This is a genomic window from Pseudomonas syringae group sp. 26L6 (assembly GCF_032587815.1).
Classification (GTDB): domain Bacteria; phylum Pseudomonadota; class Gammaproteobacteria; order Pseudomonadales; family Pseudomonadaceae; genus Aquipseudomonas; species Aquipseudomonas amygdali.
In genome coordinates, this window is the sequence record NZ_JAWHPJ010000030.1 from 71,843 (window position 1) to 87,871 (window position 16,029).

The 16,029-nt window shown below is 60.7% G+C and carries 12 protein-coding genes and 1 pseudogene; 7 read left to right on the forward strand and 6 right to left on the reverse strand.

Annotation, left to right across the window (positions count from 1 at the left end; translation table 11 throughout):
• Positions 1–22 precede the first annotated feature (22 nt).
• Positions 23–1,513, reverse strand: coding sequence for a bifunctional ADP-dependent NAD(P)H-hydrate dehydratase/NAD(P)H-hydrate epimerase (locus tag RYA97_RS15600; RefSeq protein ID WP_005742995.1), 1,491 nt, complete (start codon positions 1,511–1,513; stop codon positions 23–25).
• 63 nt (positions 1,514–1,576) lie between these two features.
• On the opposite strand from RYA97_RS15600, the gene queG reads away from it, so the two are divergent.
• On the forward strand, positions 1,577–2,671 hold the full coding sequence (gene queG, locus RYA97_RS15605) for a tRNA epoxyqueuosine(34) reductase QueG (RefSeq protein WP_044343246.1): 1,095 nt from the start codon (positions 1,577–1,579) through the stop codon (positions 2,669–2,671).
• 271 nt (positions 2,672–2,942) lie between these two features.
• Here queG and RYA97_RS15610 read toward each other — a convergent pair whose 3' ends face one another.
• Together RYA97_RS15610 and orn are read right to left on the reverse strand one after the other, a co-directional pair.
• Positions 2,943–3,554, reverse strand: coding sequence for a trimeric intracellular cation channel family protein (locus RYA97_RS15610; RefSeq protein WP_005742997.1), 612 nt, complete (start codon positions 3,552–3,554; stop codon positions 2,943–2,945).
• Between the two features lie 96 nt (positions 3,555–3,650).
• The gene (orn, locus tag RYA97_RS15615; protein WP_002551812.1) at positions 3,651–4,187 is read right to left on the reverse strand and encodes an oligoribonuclease; all 537 of its coding nucleotides are present in this window, start codon (positions 4,185–4,187) and stop codon (positions 3,651–3,653) included.
• Between the two features lie 108 nt (positions 4,188–4,295).
• Between orn and rsgA the strand changes: the two genes are divergently transcribed.
• The gene (gene rsgA, locus RYA97_RS15620; protein WP_002551811.1) at positions 4,296–5,327 is read left to right on the forward strand and encodes a small ribosomal subunit biogenesis GTPase RsgA; all 1,032 of its coding nucleotides are present in this window, start codon (positions 4,296–4,298) and stop codon (positions 5,325–5,327) included.
• A 61-nt stretch (positions 5,328–5,388) separates the two neighbouring features.
• On the opposite strand, the gene motB is transcribed toward rsgA, so the two are convergent.
• Positions 5,389–6,414: a flagellar motor protein MotB gene (gene motB / locus RYA97_RS15625; RefSeq protein ID WP_044295570.1), complete on the reverse strand. Its 1,026-nt coding sequence runs from the start codon at positions 6,412–6,414 to the stop codon at positions 5,389–5,391.
• 3 nt (positions 6,415–6,417) lie between these two features.
• Entirely contained in the window at positions 6,418–7,269 is an 852-nt protein-coding gene (motA, locus tag RYA97_RS15630) for a flagellar motor stator protein MotA (protein WP_002551809.1), read from the reverse strand.
• A 207-nt stretch (positions 7,270–7,476) separates the two neighbouring features.
• Here motA and RYA97_RS15635 point away from each other — a divergent pair, with 207 nt between their 5' ends.
• The 4 genes and pseudogenes from RYA97_RS15635 to RYA97_RS15650 all read left to right on the forward strand — a co-directional run bounded on the left by RYA97_RS15635 (position 7,477) and on the right by RYA97_RS15650 (position 12,934).
• Complete coding sequence (locus RYA97_RS15635; RefSeq protein WP_044295572.1) at positions 7,477–9,012, forward strand: HDOD domain-containing protein; 1,536 nt, start codon at positions 7,477–7,479, stop codon at positions 9,010–9,012.
• A 45-nt stretch (positions 9,013–9,057) separates the two neighbouring features.
• Positions 9,058–9,870 (forward strand): annotated as a pseudogene (locus tag RYA97_RS15640) (rhodanese-like domain-containing protein); the annotation flags it as partial.
• Positions 9,871–10,026: 156 nt separating this feature from the next.
• The gene (gene asd, locus RYA97_RS15645) at positions 10,027–10,890 is read left to right on the forward strand and encodes an archaetidylserine decarboxylase (RefSeq protein ID WP_004654580.1); all 864 of its coding nucleotides are present in this window, start codon (positions 10,027–10,029) and stop codon (positions 10,888–10,890) included.
• A gap of 259 nt (positions 10,891–11,149) precedes the next feature.
• Positions 11,150–12,934, forward strand: coding sequence for a hypothetical protein (locus RYA97_RS15650; RefSeq protein ID WP_005743003.1), 1,785 nt, complete (start codon positions 11,150–11,152; stop codon positions 12,932–12,934).
• A gap of 66 nt (positions 12,935–13,000) precedes the next feature.
• Here RYA97_RS15650 and serB read toward each other — a convergent pair whose 3' ends face one another.
• Positions 13,001–14,215 carry a phosphoserine phosphatase SerB gene (serB, locus tag RYA97_RS15655; protein ID WP_004654576.1) on the reverse strand — a complete coding sequence of 405 codons (1,215 nt, stop codon included), beginning with the start codon at positions 14,213–14,215 and terminating at the stop codon, positions 13,001–13,003.
• Between the two features lie 130 nt (positions 14,216–14,345).
• On the opposite strand from serB, the gene RYA97_RS15660 reads away from it, so the two are divergent.
• Complete coding sequence (locus RYA97_RS15660; RefSeq protein WP_010193646.1) at positions 14,346–15,887, forward strand: HAMP domain-containing protein; 1,542 nt, start codon at positions 14,346–14,348, stop codon at positions 15,885–15,887.
• Positions 15,888–16,029 lie beyond the last annotated feature (142 nt).

Here is a 16,029-nt window from a genome sequence, read left to right on the forward strand (position 1 = left end):
TCTTCGCCAACCACATGCAGCGTTAAATCAGACACGGTTGCAGCTCCTCCAATAACTGACGAATGGCAGGAATAATATCGCTGGCCGCCAGCCCGCGACCGTATTCACCGACTTTCTGACCGGCGCTTGCGTGCAGCCACACCGCCAGACAGGCCGCATCGAATGGCGTTAGATGCTGCGCCAGCAGCGCACCGATCAACCCGGCCAACACGTCACCCAGTCCGGCGGTGGCCATGGCCGGATGACCACGGTCGCACAACGCCAGTTGCCCGCTCGCATCGGCGATCAGGCTGCCGGAGCCCTTAAGCACACAGACCGTATCGAACTTACGCGCCAGCGCCCGCACAGCAGCGGCCCGGTCAGCCTGAACGTCCTTGATGCCAACGCCCAGCAAACGCGCGGCCTCTCCCGGATGCGGGGTGATGACGCAGCCTTTGGGCAGACTCACCAGACCGGCGGCCAGCATATTCAGAGCATCGGCATCCCACACTTGGGGCCGCTCGGCGTTGGCAGCAGCCGACAGCAGGCTGCGCCCCCAGGACGCCTGCCCCAGGCCGGGCCCGACCACCAATACGCTGGCCGGCTCGATCAACGCCATCAACTGGTTAGCCGAGCGAATGGCCGCACTCATGATTTCCGGCATGCGCGTCAGGGCGGCCGGAATATGTTCGGCGCGGGTCGCCAGCGTCAGCATGCCCGCCCCGCTGCGCAAGGCGCTTTCGGCGCTGAGCAAGGCAGCACCGCCAAAACCGTGATCGCCACCGATGACCAGCACTCGGCCGAACATGCCTTTATGAGCAGTACGCGGACGCGGTGCCAGCGTCGGCAGACTGGATGCGCTCAGACGCTTCGCGCTGACCGGCACCTGCGCAACCAGCGCAGGGTCGGCGCGTAAATCATCAAACACCAGCTCGCCCACCAGGTCCGCCGCATCGCCCGTCAACAAGCCCAGTTTGAGGCCTATGAAGGTAACGGTCACATCGGCACGCACCGCCACGCCCAGCGCTTGGCCGGTGTCTGCACTCAAGCCCGACGGGATGTCCACGGCGGCGACCGGCAGGCCGCTGGCATTGATCGCCTTGATGGCCGAAACATAGGGCTCGCGCACTTCGCCGTTGAGCCCGGTGCCGAGCAAGGCATCCAGCACCACGCCGCTCAGCGGTTGTCCGGCCCATGCCTGAGTGTCGATGCCGGAAGCTGCCGCGTGCGCCGAAGCGGCATCACCGGTCAATGCAGCCGGGTCGCCGACAGCCAGCACCCTGACTTGCCAGCCTGCCTTGTGCGCCAGCGCGGCCACCAGATACCCGTCACCGGCGTTGTTGCCACGCCCGGCCAACACGGTCAGTTCATTGGCCTGCGGCCAGCGTCGGAGTATCGTCCGCCATAGCGCCTGGGCAGCGCGCAGCATCAATTCCAGGCCTGGCGTACCGGCAGCAATCAGCCGTGCATCGAGGTCGCGGACCTGCGCAGCGCTGTACAGCGCGTCGGGTAAATGAGGTTTCGTGTCGAACATGCGTCTATAGGCTCCGATGTCTGGCAGAATTATACGCACCTTGGCCCCGGTTTCTCTCTGCGCATGTCCGCTATTACTGCTGTACTTCCCACTTCCGATGATCTCGCCGCCCTTGCCGTCTCAATCAAGGCATGGGGGCGTGAGCTGGGCTTTCAGGAAGTGGGGATCAGCGGTCTGGACCTGGCAGAGCACGAGCAGCACCTGCAACGCTGGCTCGATGCAGGCTATCACGGCGAAATGGACTATATGGCAGCCCACGGCAGCAAACGTTCCCATCCGGACGAGCTGGTGCCGGGAACGTTGCGCGTGGTGTCGCTGCGCATGGACTATCTGCCCGGCGACACCGAGATGGCCCAGCGCCTGACAGAACCGGAAAAAGCCTATGTGTCACGCTACGCCCTGGGCCGTGACTATCACAAGTTGATCCGCAAGCGCTTGCAGCAACTGGCCGAGCGCATTCAGCAGGCCATCGGGCCGTTTGGTTTTCGGGCGTTCGTGGACAGCGCGCCAGTGCTGGAAAAGGCCATTGCCGAACAGGCCGGGCTCGGCTGGATCGGCAAGAACACGCTGGTGCTCAACCGCAAGGCGGGCAGCTTTTTCTTTCTCGGCGAGCTGTTTGTCGACATCCCGCTACCGGTGGATGCGCCGCATGCGACGGAACATTGCGGGCGCTGCACGGCCTGCCTGGACATCTGCCCGACGGCGGCCTTTGTCGGGCCTTATGTGCTGGACGCACGGCGCTGCATTTCCTACCTGACCATCGAGCTCAAGACCGCGATTCCAGAAGAGCTGCGGCCCTTGATCGGCAATCGGGTGTTCGGTTGCGACGACTGCCAGATTGTCTGCCCGTGGAACCGCTTTGCACGACCAACCGACCAGAGCGACTTTCAGCCGCGCCATAACCTGGACAACGCTGGGCTGGCCGAGCTTTTTTTATGGGATGAAGACAAATTCCTCAGTAGTACAGAAGGCTCGCCCCTGCGCCGCGCCGGGTACGAACGCTGGCTACGCAACCTGGCTGTCGGACTGGGCAACGCGCCCTCCACCATCCCGGTGATCGAAGCCCTGCACGCACGGCGCGACTATCCCTCGGAATTGGTCAGGGAGCATGTGGAATGGGCGCTGCAGAGGCATGGGGTGGCAGACGCAGAGGGCTAACGCGTCTCAGCGGGCCGGGCGACGCTTAACTTGCATGGGAGCGGACTTGTCTGCGAACTGTCGGGAACCGGCAGCAAAAACGGTCGCCTTGGTGCATCAGACACAACAGAGTCAGCAGGTTTAAGGGCCGCTTCGCAGCCCATCGCAGCCGTCGTGACCTCCTGAAGCTCCCACGCCCTTCGGGCAGAAGCCCACTCTGCGGGCATCTCAGGATGTGAATGAAGCAGAGTGCTGCGTATGGGCATGCAGCTCCGGGCGTTCTGCGCCCTCTTCAGGGCTCGTCTTTATAGACGAACTTGGGCATTTCCCAGCGGAATCGGATCGCCAGCAGGCGCAGCAGCAGGCCGCCGAACAAGGTGATGAGCACGGCCTGTTCATCCGGCAGTTGCAGGTACTGGCACAGCAAAAAACACCACGCGGCCAGAAATGAAACGCTGGCATACAGTTCGCGACGGAAGATCAGCGGAATGTCGTTGCAGAAGATGTCGCGCAGGATGCCACCGAAGACCCCGGTGATGACACCGCACACTGACGCGATCACCAGACCATGCCCGGCTTCCAGCGCGGTCATGCAGCCGATCAGGGTGAAGGCCACCAGCCCCAGCGCATCCAGCACCAGAAACAACGAGCGCAGGTGGCGCATCAATGGCGCGATAAAGATCGTCACCAACGCTGCCACACTGGTCAATATGAGGTATTCCGGGTGCTTGACCCAGGTCAGCGGGTAATGGCCGATCAGCACATCGCGCACCGAGCCGCCGCCCAGCGCTGTGACGCAAGCGATCAGCACCACGCCGAACCAGTCCATTCCTCGACGGCCCGCAGACAGCGCGCCAGTCATGGCTTCAGCAGTGATGGCAATCAGATAAAGCATCAGCAACATGGCGGGGACTCTGCGACAAAGGCGCGCAGTCTAACCAGCCGACCAACGCACTGAAAGAGTGCAGCGAAGATTATTCACTGCACGCGCGAGTCTTGATCAAGGCTTGATGAAGTGCTCACGATAAAAGCGCAGCTCGGCAATCGACTCGCGGATGTCATCGAGCGCCAGGTGGGTGCTGCCTTTCTTGAATTTCAGCTCGGGGGACCAGCGCGCCGCCAGTTCCTTGAGGGTCGAGACATCCAGATTGCGGTAGTGGAACCAGTTTTCCAGCGTCGGCATGTGGCGATACAGGAAGCGGCGATCCTGGCAGATGCTGTTGCCGCAGATCGGCGAACTGCGCTCCGGCACCCACAGCTTGATGAACTCAAGGGTCTGCGCCTCGGCTTCAGCCATGCTGATGGTGCTTTCGCGTACTCGCTGGGTCAGGCCCGAGCCACCGTGCTGGCGGGTGTTCCACTCGTCCATTTTCGCCAGCGTCTCGTCGCTCTGATGCACAGCGATCACCGGGCCTTCGGCCAGGGTGTTCAGCTCGCTATCGGTGATGATCGTGGCCATTTCGATGATGACATCGGTATCAGGGTCCAGACCGGTCATTTCCAGATCGATCCAGATCAGGTTCTGCTTGTTCTGCATGTGTCGACTCCTCAGCGTAGGCGCGCAGTTTAGCTCACCCTGCCGTGCTAGACTCCTGCCGATCAATCGTACTGCCTAATTCATCGGTTACATCACATCGGAACACCCATGGCCAAACGCCAACTCAATCGTCGTCAGAACTGGCGCATCGAAAAAATTCAGGGCGAGCGTGCTGCCCGCGCGGCAAAACGCGAGTCCGCTACGCTTGAAACACTGGAAGGCGGCGACCTCGGCCCCGAACAGACCGGTCTTGTAATTGCTCACTTCGGTGTTCAGGTCGAAGTCGAGGCTCAGGAAGGCGAAGCAAGCGGTCAGGTATTTCGCTGCCACTTGCGCGCCAACCTGCCGGCACTGGTCACGGGTGATCGCGTTGTATGGCGCGCCGGCAATCAGGGCATTGGCGTCATCGTTGCGCAACTGCCCCGCACCACCGAACTGCGCCGCCCGGACTCACGTGGCCAGCTCAAGCCTGTGGCTGCCAACGTCGATCTGATCGTGATCGTGTTCGCGCCCATGCCCGAGCCACATGCCAACCTGATTGACCGCTATCTGGTGGCCGCCGAGCATGCCGGGATTCGTCCGCTGCTGCTGCTCAACAAGGCTGACCTGATCGACGAACAGAACGCGCCCGCGCTCAATGCGTTGCTGGCGGTCTACCGCACACTGGGTTACCCGGTGCTGGAAGTGTCGGCGCATCATGGCGATGGCATGCAGACACTGCAAAGCCAGCTTGATGGCCACATCAGTGTGTTCGTTGGCCAGTCCGGCGTCGGCAAGTCTTCGTTGGTCAACAGCCTGCTGCCGGAAACGGATACCCGGGTCGGCCCGTTGTCCGAAGTCTCCGGCCAGGGCACACACACCACCACAACCGCCCGCCTGTTCCACTTTCCGCGTGGCGGCGATCTGATCGACTCACCGGGTATCCGCGAATTCGGCCTGGGGCATGTCAGCCGTGCAGACGTAGAAGCTGGCTTCATCGAATTCAACGACCTGATCGGCACGTGCCGCTTTCGCGACTGCAAGCATGACCGCGAACCGGGCTGCGCCCTGCTCAAGGGGCTTGAAGATGGCCGCGTGCAGCAACAGCGCATGAACAGCTACCGTTCGATCATTGCCAGCCTGCCGCAAGACAGTTACTGAGCACCGAACGCAACACGCAAAAACGCCGCGATGATCGCGGCGTTTCTGTATCGGTTGCAGCTCAGTTCTGGGCCGGCTCGACCCGTAACTTGCCATCGTCGAAGATGTTCAGCTTTTGCCGGATCTCGTGAGGCTGGGCATATGCCTGCGGGTCTGGCTGCGACGCTGTCGAAGCCCCCGGAGCAGCGGGAGTAGCAGGAGCGGCGGGCGCAGGTTTGGACTGAGGCGCACCACCGGAGTTCTGGTCGCCTTCGATACGCTGCTGAGCCTTTTTGGTCAAAACCACAATGTCGATGCGGCGGTTGACCGGATTGGTCGGGTTCTCGTGATCATAAAGAGCTGACGAGGCATAACCCACCACTCTGGCCACCTGTGAGTCCGGATAGGTACCAGCCACCAGCGCACGACGTGCAGCGTTGGCGCGGTTGGCCGACAGTTCCCAGTTACCGAATCCGCCGTTGCCTACAAAAGGTGTCGCGTCGGTATGACCGCTGATGCTGATCTTGTTCGGCACGCTTTTGATGGTGTCAGCCATAGCCAGCAGGATGTCTTCGAAATAAGGCTTGAGACGTGCACTGCCCGAGTCGAACATCGGCCGGTTGTCAGCGTCCATGATCTGGATACGCAAACCGTCCTGGGTGATCTCGAACAGAATCTGGTCCTTGAATTTCTGCAGTTGCGGGTTTTCCTCGACCTTGTTCTGCAGCTCTTGCAACAGCATCTCCAGACGCTCCTGCTCGACCTCTTCAGCTTTGGTCTCGGAAGTCTCGGCCTCAAGGGGCACGGTGTCAGGTGACGGTGTGGTCTTGACCTCAGGGTTCAGCGTCTGATTCGGCGACATCTCGGGCGAGCCGCCCAGGTCGATCACATACGGCGAACCGCTGTCCGAAAAACCGACCGGGTCCTTGAAGTAACCGGCCACCGCGAGCAACTGTTCGGGCGTGGCGGAAGACATCAGCCACAGCACCAGGAAGAACGCCATCATCGCCGTCGCGAAGTCGGCAAACGCGATTTTCCAGGCACCGCCGTGATGTCCGCCACCAAAGCGCTTTACGCGCTTGATGATAATCGGCTGATTATTTTCCATGACTTAGCGACCGCGAACCGCTTGTTCCAGCTCGCTGAAGCTGGGGCGATGCAGCGGGTAGAGAACCTTGCGGCCAAATTCGACGGCCAGCGAAGGCGGCATGCCGGAGGCCGACGCCACCAGCGACGCCTTGATGCTCTCGTAGACGTTCATTTCTTCCTTGGCATCATGGGCAAGGCAGGTGGCCAACGGACCGAAGAAACCGTATGCCGCAAGAATACCGAAGAAGGTACCTACCAGCGCAGCACCTACGTGCATGCCGATTGCAGCCTTGTCGCCCGACCCCAGCGACGCCATGGTCACCACGATACCGAGTACCGCCGCCACGATACCGAAGCCGGGCATACCGTCGGCGATACCGGTAATGGCATGGGATGGATGCTCGAGCTCTTCTTTCATGCTCAGCAGTTCCATGTCGAACAGGCCTTCCAGCTCGTGAGGAGCCATGTTGCCGGACGACATGATGCGCAGGTAGTCGCAGATGTACGCGGTCATGCGCTCATCTTTCAGCACACCAGGGTATTTGGCGAAGATCGGGCTGGAGGCGGCGTCTTCGATATCCCCTTCAATCGCCATCATGCCTTCACGGCGGCTCTTGTTGAGGATTTCGTATACCAGCCCCAGCACCTCGAGGTAATAGGCGTGTGTGAAGCGCGAACCGAACATCTTCAGCGACTTCTTGAACACGTGCATGGTCATGTAGCCAGGGTTGGCCTGGAGGAACGCGCCCAGTGCAGCACCGCCGATGATCAAGACCTCGTAGGGCTGGAACAGCGCCATGATCTTGCCATGGGACAGCACATATCCGCCGAGGACACTCGCGATAACGACAATGATGCCGATAATTTTAGCCATAGGAAAAAATACTTTACTGAGTCGGGTTCAGGGACAGTCCGGAAGTTCTTGAATCTCTTCTTCTCCTTATCGGCCTAACTGGGCCAGACTATAGCCGGTTCTTTTGAAAAACCCATTTATCCGCCTCCATAAAAGGAGGAAAATGGCCTCAGCGTCCCGTACGCTGGCGGTTTCCCAGCTCAGATAATCAGCCGCACAGGCCATCGAATGTCGACAGCACACGCAGCACATCATCTCGTTCCGAAAACGCTGGATGCCTGGGTCAAGCTGCTTGACGGCATCGCGTTACCGGTCCCTGCCGTCAATCATGGGCACGTTCGCGCAGCATTGAACGACAGTCGCCGCTCACTGCGTGAAATCGCTGAAATGATGCAGGAAAGCCCCGCACTGGTATTGAGTGTGATGCGCGAGGCCAACCATCACACCCACGGTTTGACCGAGCAGGCCGAGAGCCTCGAGATTGCGATCAACCGCCTGGGGCTGGCGCGTACCGAAATCCTTCTGGGCCGCTTGCCGGCCAAGCCGCCCGAGGAAATTCCCGCGGCCTATCGCCAATTGATTCTGGTCAGCCAGCACGCCACACAACAGGCCAACGGGTTGTTTGCCAGTCGCCTTGCACGACTCTGGCAAGACATCCATATGGGCAGCCTGCTTTTCCTCTCCCCCCTTTGGCCGATGGCGCTGGCCTATCCGAAGCTGCTCGAAGAGCTGGAGTTGCGGGTTATCCACAAGGGCCATTCCAGCCTTGCAGTGGAAAAAGAGCTGTTCGGCGTCAATCTGCTGGAGCTGTGCCTGGCACTCGCCGAATTCTGGCGCCTGCCAATCTGGGTCACGCGCGGTTATAAGTTGCTGATCAACGAGCGACGCGATCTGGCCAAGGTGCTGCGCATCGCCCGCGAAGAACACAGCCCGCTGCAACAGCAACAACTCATGGACGCCGACCCCAACTTGCGGCGCTGGCTGAACCAGCCAGCCAATACTGTTTTGCTGGGTAACGGCCTGGCGCTGGCGGCGCAACATGCCTGGAACAGCCCGCATTGCCTGCGCTGGGAACGGCTGACCAGCCTTTACCTGCAACAGTCGATCAGCGAAGTGCAGCAGCAGGCGCATCAAAACGCTGCCAGCAGCGCGCGTATTCATGCGGAAAAAGACCTCTGGCACCCGGCCGAATCGCTGATCTGGCCTTGGGATGCGCGCCGTGTAAGGCGCGACAACGAACCAGCGCCACCGCCATCGGCCGACGCCCTGCAGCTATGGCGCAAGCACTGCGCCGAGCTGCTGCAGGACCCCAGCCCGTTCATCAACGCCATGCACTTGACTACCTCGGCCCGCGACGCGTTCATGTCGTGCGGTATGGAGCGGGTCATGCTGCTGATGCTGGACAAGACCTCGACCGTAATGCGCGTCAATCAGATGGCCGGACTGCCGGCCGAAACCGCCTCCTTGCAGTTGTTCATCAAGGAAAGCACCGTGTTGCAACGCTTGCTGACCCAGCCGACGCAGTTGCGCATGACCCCCGCGAACAACGCGCAGTTTGCCGCCCTGCTGCCCGCGCCACTGAAAACCCTGTTCAGTGGCCAGCACTGGCTTATTCGCTCGCTGAGCAACAACGGTAAAGTCATGCTGCTGGTGGTCGCCGACCAGGGTGGTGGGGCCTTGTCGGAAATTTCCGTCCAGGCATTCGGAAAAACCGCGCAATGTATTGAAAGGGCACTTGGCATCTTTAGTCATCGCAAAGCGTGAGGCCTGGCGTACAATTCGCCTCTTTCCTTTCATCGGAGGCTGCAAATGTCCGCATTCACTGGCTTGTCGCTGGTCATCGAACCCAACGATCTGCTTGAGCGTCTAGACGCCCCGGAACTGATCCTCGTGGATCTGACCAGCAGCGCTCGCTACGAAGCCGGGCACATTCGCGGCGCACGCTTTGTCGATCCGAAACGTACGCAACTGGGCAAGCCTCCTGCACCAGGCCTACTGCCCGACACTGCCGATCTGCAGCAGCTGTTCGGCGAGCTGGGCCACAACCCTGATGCAGTCTATGTTGTCTACGATGACGAAGGCGGTGGCTGGGCCGGGCGTTTTATCTGGCTGCTGGATGTCATCGGCCACCACCGTTATCACTATCTGGATGGCGGCGTGCTGGCCTGGGAAGCGCAATCGCTGCCGTTGAGCACAGAGGTTGCGCCCGTTGCAGGCGGCCCGGTCACGCTGACGCTGCACGACGACCCTACCGCCACACGCGAATACCTGCAAAGCCGTCTGGGTGCCGCCGACCTGGCAATCTGGGACGCTCGCGGCCCTACCGAGTATTCGGGCGAAAAAGTAGTCGCGGCCAAGGGCGGACACATACCCGGCGCGGTCAATTTCGAATGGACTGCGGGCATGGACAAGGCACGTAACCTGCGTATTCGTCAGGACATGCCAGAGATTCTTCGCGACCTGGGCATCACGCCCGACAAGGAAGTGATCACCCATTGCCAGACTCACCACCGCTCGGGCTTCACCTATCTGGTGGCGAAAGCGCTGGGCTACCCAAGGGTCAAGGCCTATGCCGGCTCGTGGGGTGAATGGGGCAATCACCCGGAGACACCGGTAGAACTTCCGGAAGTGGCCGCCGCGCCCGCCGAGGCAGTCGAGGTTGCGCAACCCGTCGCGCCTGCGCAGCCAGCACGAGCCGAAACCGTCGAACCTGTCCGCTCTAGCGAACCGCGACAGGCCTCGCAGAAATATTCAGGACACTCATCCTCAGGACCTTCAATGAAAGACCGCTTGTTCATCATCAGTCAGTACCTGTTGCCACACCACCTGCTGTCCCGACTGGCAGGCTGCGTTGCCGAATGCCGCGTACGCTGGTTCAAAAACGCTTTCACCGCGTGGTTTGCCCGCCGTTACCAAGTGGACATGTCGCAGGCCCTGGTCGAAGACCTGACGTCCTACGAGCACTTCAATGCGTTCTTCACCCGCGCATTGAAAGCCGACGCCCGCCCGCTCGATACCACGCCGGGCGCGATTCTTTCGCCAGCCGACGGCGCCATCAGCCAGTTGGGCCCGATTGATCATGGCCGGATCTTCCAGGCCAAGGGGCACAGCTTCAGCGTGCTTGAGCTGCTGGGCGGTGATCCCAAGCTGTCTGCACCGTTCATGGGCGGCGAGTTCGCAACCGTCTACCTGTCGCCAAAGGACTATCACCGCGTCCACATGCCACTGGCTGGCACGCTGCGTGAAATGGTCTACGTGCCGGGCCGCATCTTCTCGGTCAACCAGACCACGGCTGAAAACGTACCCGAGCTGTTCGCCCGTAACGAGCGAGTGGTCTGCCTGTTCGACACCGAGCGCGGACCAATGGCAGTGGTGCTGGTCGGCGCGATGATCGTGGCGTCGGTCGAGACGGTATGGGCCGGGCTGGTCACGCCGCCCAAGCGTGAATTGAAGACGTTCAGCTACGACGAAGCAGCGCGTGCGCCAATCCATCTGGAAAAAGGTGCCGAGATGGGCCGCTTCAAACTGGGCTCCACGGCCATTGTGCTGTTCGGGCCAAATCAGGTGAAATGGGCCGAGCAACTGACCGCGGGCTCCAAGGTACAGATGGGCCAGGCATTGGCAGTTCCGACACAGGCATGATCGTGACTTGAAGTCACAGTGCCTGGCATGGGCGCCCCATTAACAGGGGCGCTCATGCAGTTTAAAACCGGACAGTAATGGCTCCAGGCCATATTTACTGCGTAGTGATGCCGATACTGGTAAAGTCGCCCGATCGGTGCTGTAGGATACTTCGCACTTTCATGGGCGTATGCTCGACATGTCCCCGCTCCGCGATGACGTCAGCCACCCATTTAAAGCCTCCGTCCGGGCCAATGAGTTGTTGGAGTTCGCCTGTCACATGAGTAATTTTAGCCTCCCTCTGCTATTGCGTGCCCCTACGCCGACGCAGTCGAGCCTGACATTCAGTGAAGCCAACCCCCGCGACCTCAAACGCTGGATTTCCAGATTGCCCAAGGCGAACCTCGGAGAAATGGCGCGCCAGCTCTATCAAGGGCTGACCGAGCTCAACCAGTTGATCACCCCGAGCGAGAACCGCCTGCAATTGCTTGAATTGCTGCGGCCCGAGGTGTACTTCGTCTGCAAGCACCTTGAACGTCACTTTCTCAATCAGGCCATTGTGCTGGACGAGCGACCACGCAAGGTGGCCAACCTCTGCCAGGCGCTGCAAAACCATCTCGCAACCGGTTACAAGCAGATCATTCAGCAGGTCGCCCCGCGCTACACCCGAGACCAGGCCGGGCTGTTCAGCACTGCGCTGCAACGCGCACTGCATGGTCTCAACGGGCCACTGATACGTGCCAACCAGCTTTACTGTCCCGTTCAGGATGGCCTGTGGCTCGAGCTGCATCAGATCTACCAGATTGCCCGTCAGTACCAGTTGCACAACACGCCGGTCGAAGAGCCCCTGGCCCATCACAGCAAAGTGCTGAGCGTGGAGCAAACCTACGTGATCGCGCTGCTGATGGGTTGCTCACGCTGCAACCAGATGCGTCAGTTGAATATCGGCAAACTGGCCGATGCGCTGGAGGCCTGGAGCCCTCTGGTAAAGCTGCAATTGCCGGTCACTGAAAGCAGCCTCTTCGCTCTGGACCCGACGGTCGACAAACCACCGCTGTATCGCACCCTGTTCAGCGACGAACAATCTCCTCGGCTGCTGGGTATCAACACCTACGCGCTGGCTGAAGCGATCAATCAGTACCTGGCCCTGCCGGATGACCAGCGCACCCCTTCGCCGTTGCTTATTCCAACCGGTATCAACACCGACCTGCTGCAACATCTGGCGGTCGCCTGGGGTGATGTGGCCGAACGCACCTTTCAGCGCACGGCAGGCCAGGGCACCCTGAAGCTGTGCATCGGCATGAGCGCACTGCATTTTTATGTGGCTGGTCAGAAGTCGTTCAGCGAACTCCTGCAACTCAACAGCGCAGGCAGTGCTGCGAGTTTTTCGCTGAAGATGGCCAATGATGACGCGGACGATCCGTGGGCGTCTGCCTTCGACACTCAGCGCGGCAAGACTTCATCCGTTCTGCTGCCCTACGAAGAGATCGAATACCCGAAAAACGACGGCGACAGCGACTCGCTTTCCAACAACCAGCATACGTTTCCGACCTTCGACCTGAATATTGTCAACCACAGCCCGGGCGGATACTGCCTGGCGTGGCAGAAGGACGTGCCTCAGCAGTTGCAGGCTGGCGAACTGGTGGGTATTCAGGATGACGCCGGCCAGGGCTGGAGCATTGCAATCGTGCGCTGGATCCGCCAGGTACGCAGCGGCGGCACACAGATGGGGATCGAACTGATCGCCCCGTTTGCCCAACCGTGCGGCATGCAGCTGATTCGCGAACAGCAGAACAGCCAGTACCTGCGAACCCTGATGCTGCCGGAAGTACGCGCCATGGAAAAACCGCCCACCGTGCTCGCACCCCGTCTGCCTTTTCAGGAGGGCAACAAGGTGATGATCAACGTCGCCGGTGAAGAACGCCGCGCGTCACTGAGCAACCGGCAGGTCAGCAGCGCCAGTTACAACCAGTTCGAGTATCAGATGTACGACGCCCCGAAAGCGACCGAAACCGAAAAGGCCAGGCCGGATCAGGAATTCGATTCCTTGTGGGGCACGCTGTAGCGATCACTGCGACAGCCGTCGCGATTGGCCCCTCGCCATCAGGGGCAAACCACCACGGCCTGAGCGTCAGCGCTTTCCTTCGCGGTCGCGGAAACCCAACAGATATAGCACGCCATCCAGTCCCAGCGTCGAGATCGCCTGCTTTGCCGATTGCTTGACCAGCGGCTTGGCGCGGAATGCGACACCCAGCCCGGCAATCGCCAGCATCGGCAAGTCATTGGCACCGTCGCCGACCGCGATGGTCTGCTCCAGGCTCAAGCCTTCCTTGTGCGCCAGCTCGCGCAACAGGTCTGCCTTGCGCTGCGCATTGACGATCGGCTCTACGGCGACGCCTGTTACCTTGCCATCGACCACTTCCAGCTCGTTGGCGTACACATAATCGATGCCCAGTTTTGCTTGCAGCTGCTTGGCGAAGTAGGTGAAGCCACCCGAGAGAATCGCGGTCTTGTAACCCAGACGCTTGAGCTCGGAGAATAGCGTTTCGGCGCCTTCGGTCAAGCGTAGAGAAGCGCCGATTTCATCCAGCACACTGACATCCAGCCCCTTGAGCAGAGCCAGACGCTCCTTGAAGCTTTCGCTGAAATCCAGTTCGCCGCGCATCGCACGCTCGGTAATCTCGGAAACCTGCTCGCCCACACCGGCAGCCTTGGCCAACTCGTCGATCACTTCGGCCTCAATGAGGGTCGAATCCATGTCGAACACAGCCAGACGCCGGTTGCGGCGAAACAGCGAATCCTGCTGGAACGCGATATCTACGTTGAGATCCTGGGCAACTGCGAGGAACTCGGCCTGCATGGCTTTCGGGTCGGCCGGCTCGCCGCGCACGGTGAACTCGATGCAACCCTTGCCCTTGTCGGCCGGCGTGTCGAGCGGCATACGCCCGGACAGACGATCGATCTGATCGATATTCAGCCCGTATTTAGCCGTAATGGCGCTGACGCACTGCAATTGCTCGGCCGTAACCTTGCGGGTCAGCAGTGTGACGATATGACGGGCCTTGCCCTGACCTTCAACCCAGTGCTGATAATCCGCTTCGGACACTGCCGTGAAACGGACCTGCTGATCGAGTTTGTAGGCGGTGAACAGGATGTCCTTGAGCACGGAAGAACCCTGCACGGTATCCGGAATTTCAACCAGGATGCCGAACGACAGGGTGTCGTGGATAACCGCCTGACCAATATCGAGAATGTTCACGCCACCCTGGGCGAGGACGCCGGTGATGGCAGCAGTGAGACCTGGACGGTCGACACCTGTGATGTTAATCAGGACGATTTCGCGCAAGGCGCACCCCCATAGTGGAAAAAAACCGCATTCTAACCACATTCAGTGACCACCGGGCACAGGCAGCGCTTTGCCGCTACTGGGTCGCTCGTTATACTGCGCGACAACTTCACCGAAAGAGCCGTGCTCTGTGAACCGGCCCACGCCCGTTAAAACCGATAATTTCTTCCTGCTCATCTTTCGTGCCCTGCGTCATCGCCGTGTACCGATCGCTTTGCGCATTGCCAGCCATAACGTGATCCTGGTCGCTTTGGCGCTGGTGATCTACGCCGGTGTCATGGGCCTGCAGTTCAAGCAGGCCATGCATGAACAGGCGGATGCGCTGGGGCAGGCCCTGACGACCCAGACCGCCACCTCGGCCACCGAGCTGTTGGTGTCTAACGACATCCTCAGTCTCAACGTGCTGCTGGGCAATCTGGTCAAGAACCCGCTGGTGGCGCATGCCGCTATCTACAGTGTGGATAACCGCATTCTTGCGGAAGCTGGCCAGCGCCCGAAAAACGGGCTTCTGGGCGAGGCTCAGGGCCTGTATGAAATCAAGATCACGTTTCAGGACGTGATGGCGGGTCATCTGCGCATCAGCCTCGACATGTCACAGTTCCAGCAGCCGATGACCATCAGCCTGCAGAGCATGGGCATTCTGGCGGGCATTCTGCTGGCCCTGGCGCTGGCCCTGAGCCTGCGCCTCGGTCGCCATATCTCCACGCCATTGATGCAGATGCGCATCTGGCTGCGCGACATCGACCCATACACCCCGGCTACCGACCGCCAGGATGAAATAGGCGATCTGGCCCGGCAACTGCGCACCTCGTTCGCACCACCGGTTCCAGAGCCGGAGCCGCTGCCCGAACCCGAGTATGACGGCGACGAGGACGACGGTGACGATCCGTACCTGGAGCCGGAAGAGCGACCTGCACCACCGGTCTCGGCACGCACCAGCGAACCGAAGCCGCGCCTGCCGGCACCGCCAGTCCAGCGTCGCATTGTTGCCGAAGAAGACGAAGACGACGACGAAGATCCGTTTGTGGACCTGCGTGACAATTCGAATACCGCACCAGTTGCACGCCCTGTGGCTGCGCCGGTAGCGCCCGTCGAGCCGCACAACAGCGCCGTGCTGGCCGTACAATTGGGCGCGCAGGACCAATTGCGCCGCCTGCCGCGCGCACGACTGACCGAATTGCTGCAACGTTATCGCGACTGCCTCGATCAGGCCGCCTCGCTGTATGAAAGCGAGCTGCATACCCTGAACGATGGCAGCACCCTGATGCTGTTTCACAGCCACGAAAGCGGTGATGACTACCTCACCAACGCAATCTGCTGCGGCGAGCTATTGCGTGCCCTGAGCCATGCCTTGCAGATCGAGGTGGCCGACAGCGGCATCACCTTGCAACTGCAACTGGGCCTGACGCTGGGCGAAGGCTTGAGCGGTCTGAGCCAGATCGACCTGCTGCTGACTGAAACGGCGCAGGATGCGTTGGCGCTGTCTCAGCACAGCCGCAACCTGCTGCTGGTTGAACGCCGTATCAACGACGACCCGTTGATACGCCAGCGCGCCCGTATCCGTCCTATCGCCAGCCCTGAAGGCGCATGCTGTGTGGAACGCCTGATGGAGCCCTACCCTTCGATGCTCGAACGCCAGCTGGCGCGCATGCACGAATCCAACAAGGCCTGACCACCGCCTCTCGTTCACATGCGTAAGCACAGGGCGAGAGGCGCCCGACCTTGACTGTGGCAGCGCGGCGCAGACCTGTGACGCAGAGCGTCACCCAAGGCATTCCCACGCTGGAGCGTGCGGAACGATAGGTGTCCGCAAG